Annotated in this window: 2 protein-coding genes and 1 pseudogene; 2 read left to right on the top strand and 1 reads right to left on the bottom strand. The window is 42.7% G+C overall.

All coding sequences use genetic code 11. From position 1 onward, the window contains the following. Nucleotides 1-199: 199 nt before the first annotated feature. On the top strand, nt 200-1,150 hold the full coding sequence (locus F6K57_RS39650) for a tetratricopeptide repeat protein (protein ID WP_364306069.1): 951 nt from the start codon (nt 200-202) through the stop codon (nt 1,148-1,150). Between the two features lie 985 nt (nt 1,151-2,135). Here the strand turns inward: F6K57_RS39650 and F6K57_RS39645 are convergent. Further along, nucleotides 2,136-2,315, bottom strand: coding sequence for a hypothetical protein (locus tag F6K57_RS39645; RefSeq protein WP_143727402.1), 180 nt, complete (start codon nt 2,313-2,315; stop codon nt 2,136-2,138). 208 nt (nt 2,316-2,523) lie between these two features. Between F6K57_RS39645 and F6K57_RS39640 the strand changes: the two are divergent. After that, a pseudogene (locus F6K57_RS39640) lies at nt 2,524-3,634 on the top strand (hypothetical protein); the annotation flags it as partial.

The raw sequence follows: 3,634 nt of genomic DNA, 5'->3' as shown, positions 1-3,634 counted from the left end.
CTTGTAATGTAAACTACTAAAACTGTTAAGTAAGATAACTCTAGGTCACTAATTTTCAAAAAATATGAATACACGTAACAACTATAAAAAAAAATGTTTCAAAAATCTTAAGCAAAATTTATTCCCATTAAACTTAATCTTTGTTAACAGAAAAGTCACTGCCAGAGGCTATTTCTGCCTAGGAGTGAGTTCGCTGTTGGTGCTCACGCAGCCACTAGTTTCCCACGCCCTAGGGGTTAACCCAGATAATCTGAATGATTCACCAGAGAGACTGAGTAGACATCATCCCCTGACTCGCCGTTACAGTTACAGTACTAGACTAATCGCTCAGTCTCAGTATCTACCAGCACTCAAACCAACTCAACCCGCAGCCCTTGAGCAACTTAATCAAGGACTGGCATTAATTCAACAGAGTAAGGTACTTGAAGCGATCGTGGCGTTCGAAAAGGCAGCCCAACTGAATCCCAAGCTAGCACCAGCACACTACAACTTGGGTCTAGCATTGCGGCAGGTTGGTAAATTGCAGGCGTCAGCCGATGCCTTTTATCGGGCAACCCAGACCGATCCAGAATTTGCTCTAGCCTTTGCTAATTTAGGGGCTGCCCTGTTGGAAGGAAAGAATTTGTCTCAGGCACGGGAATATCTAGAAAGATCTCTGGAACTTGACCCATTACTCGGTGTTGCTCACTATAACATGGGTCTAGTTATGTCCCAGTTGCGAACACCCCAACAAGCGATCGCATCATTTAAACAAGCAATGCAATTTAGCCGTAATGCTCCCGAACCGGCATATCATTTGGGACTGATTTATAAGCAACAGGGCAAGCTAGAGGAAGCAAAAAAGGCGTTTGAGCAAGCGATCAAAATCAATCCTAAATACCCCGAAGCCCACTACAATATCGGGGGAATTTTATTTACTCAGAGAGATTTGGATGGTGCTCTGGCAGCCTTCCAGCAAGCAGCGGTAGCTAACTCGAATTACGCTAATGCCTATTATGCTGCTGGTGTAGTATTTCTGCGCCAAAACCGATTTAGTGATGCTCTGCAAGTCTTGCAGTATGCTAGAGACCTTTACAATAGCCAAGGTAATCCCCAGTGGGGACGTAGGGCTGAGCAATTGATGGAGCAAGCCCGTAATTCTCGTTTTTAGTGGGGTGTGTACCATCAGCACTGGTTAGGTTTGACGACTCCCCACAGATAGATCTGGAGCGTTGCACCTGTAGGGAGATGATTTATGGAGATGGGGAAGATGGGTAAGAATCCACCCATTCTCCTGCTGATTTTTATCACGTTTCAATTATAATTTATTGAACCGATTTTTTAGTATTTATTGAACCGGTTTTTTTTGAGTGTTTTTTATGGCGGGCTTTACCGAATATTTTTAATTATTAAAAATATCTTTAATTAAAATTAAACAACTATTTTTTTATAGTAAAATTATCCCAAAAATTGGAATTATTATTTCCTGAATTTATTATTAGTGGTATTTTAATTATTTTCATAAAAATTTGATAGATATTGTTTTAGTGTTTAAAAACAAATCAAAAACTATTATATCACATTTTAAGTTGACTTATAGGGCTACAAAACTTAAAAAGCTTAAAATTGATTTTCCTTTATATGGAAAACTTTAGGTATTTTCCCGGCTAATACTAGTATAGCTTGAATTTTTTGCAGATTATTAAAAGTGTAGTAACGTTGCGAGACCTTGAGTTGAGTGGATAAGACTGGGTAGGGACGGTTAGCCTAATTTAGACATTATCAAAACCCGATTCCTACTACCCACTGCTCTCTCCTTCAATTACGGTTAAGACTACAGCATAGTATAACTCATAAAATTTAGCCACACTGAATATAAAAAACCCCTGATGGGCGGTTGGGTGCCCCAGGGGGATGCAGCAAAAGGTTAAAACTACCATATACAAGAGTAATCGGAAATCACAGTAAACCGGATCCGCAAAATCTCGGAAATCTCTGAGCCACTCGCAATAAATGGCCTACGAATAATTACGTAGTTGCCTTATCCATGGTTACTATAGGTTTATTGTTTACTAATATTCACAGCCATCTGACAAACCAGTAACTTGGGTCGAACTAGGGAACTGGCTCCTATTCCACACCTAGTTCAGGGAATCTCAACGGAATTGAGTTGCCTTGAGCGCAAATCCGACTCGAAGGGCGTGTTGCATGTGCTTTACCCTTTGGGGTTTTCCAGCGTTTTGATCCTGGCGATACAACTTGTCTAAGCCAAGAATGAACAGAGTGAGTATGATTAATGTAGTGGCCAAATTGCGAGCAAATACTAAATCAAACATGACTATATCCTGAATGTATGAATCCCTGAGCGTTCTGAGCCCCATTGCCCATGATTAAAAATTGTGAAGTGCCGATGTTTAATTTAGGGTTGACGCTCAGGTGTACAGTGTTGGTTGTTGTGTAAGAATTGAGGCCAATCGCTACAACAGGTGCGACCTGTGGCGAATAAAATTCTTAATGGTAAGAGCGCACTTATGGTGAAATCTGGTGAAATCTCGGAAATCTCGTGACTTACTCGTAGCTTCCTTTGTGGCGTGGCTGAATCTTCCCATGAATAGGAGTAGAGTGGGCATCCTGCCCGCGCGAAAATATATTGAAACTGGCAAGATGCCAGTTCCACCAAGATGCCCATTCCACCTCACTCTTAAAATCATTCCATTATTAAGCAATGCTTTCTTTGTCGCTGGTGCTATCTTGGGCTGTACCCACCAAGTTATACCGACGGCACCAGCGCTACAAGCTAAACCAGTTATTAGCAAATCTGTTACTGATCTAATTCAGATTCAACCCTTACCGATTGCGACCAAGTATAGGAATCAGTGGACTCCTGAATTAGAATCAGAATTCTGGGTGCGAGCCAACCAGGCAATTCAGTACTACGGTGGTAAAGGTTATGGCAACAACTACGGGGAAAATGAGAAGCGGTCTTATCCCTATGCCATGTTTGATTTTATTGCTGGCAATCGGGAGAAAGCCCTAGAGTTTCTGCAATCAGAAGATGCCCAAGCTGAAGATAACCAACACACTGAGGGTATTGACTACTATTACGCTTTCACCCTCAAGGGACAAATCCGAAAATACTTCTTCTTTGGGCAATTTCTCGACCCGACCTACAAACAACGAATGTTTGATGGTGCTAAAACCTGGACAGAAACAGACCCCAATGGACGTCCTCACCCCATTTATGGTAAGGGAAAAGGTGGTGATGGTTGGGGACCCGATGTGCGAGGAAGTTGGGTGGATGGACGCAACACGGACAATCTCCGGGCAATGCGAGAAATTGCCGTTTATCTGATGGCGGAGGAAACCGGAAATGAAGAGACTAGGCGTCTGTATAAAAAGAAAATTCAGCGCTATGTCTGGGCGCTCTACAACATTGGTATGGGAGAGTGGGACTCAGAGACTTACCATGGTCACACCTTTGCGGCTTACCTAAATCTCTACGACTTTGCGAAGGAGCCGGAGGTGAAACAACTGGCCAAAGCGGCTCTAGATTGGATGTCAGCGGCGGCAGCAGTGAAATATTATCGAGGTGGTTTTGGCGGACCGACTAAGCGGGATTACGGCAAAAGTAATGTGGTCTACGGAGCCAGTGCTG

The sequence above is a fragment of the Moorena sp. SIO4A5 genome, assembly GCF_010672005.1.
Taxonomy (GTDB): Bacteria; Cyanobacteriota; Cyanobacteriia; order Cyanobacteriales; family Coleofasciculaceae; genus Moorena.
This window is presented reverse-complemented; position numbering and strand designations above follow the sequence as displayed.

Excerpts from the sequence above, each read along its gene's own strand:
- F6K57_RS39645 (WP_143727402.1), bottom strand. The coding sequence starts at position 2,315 with ATGTTTGATTTAGTATTTGCTCGCAATTTGGCCACTACATTAATCATA.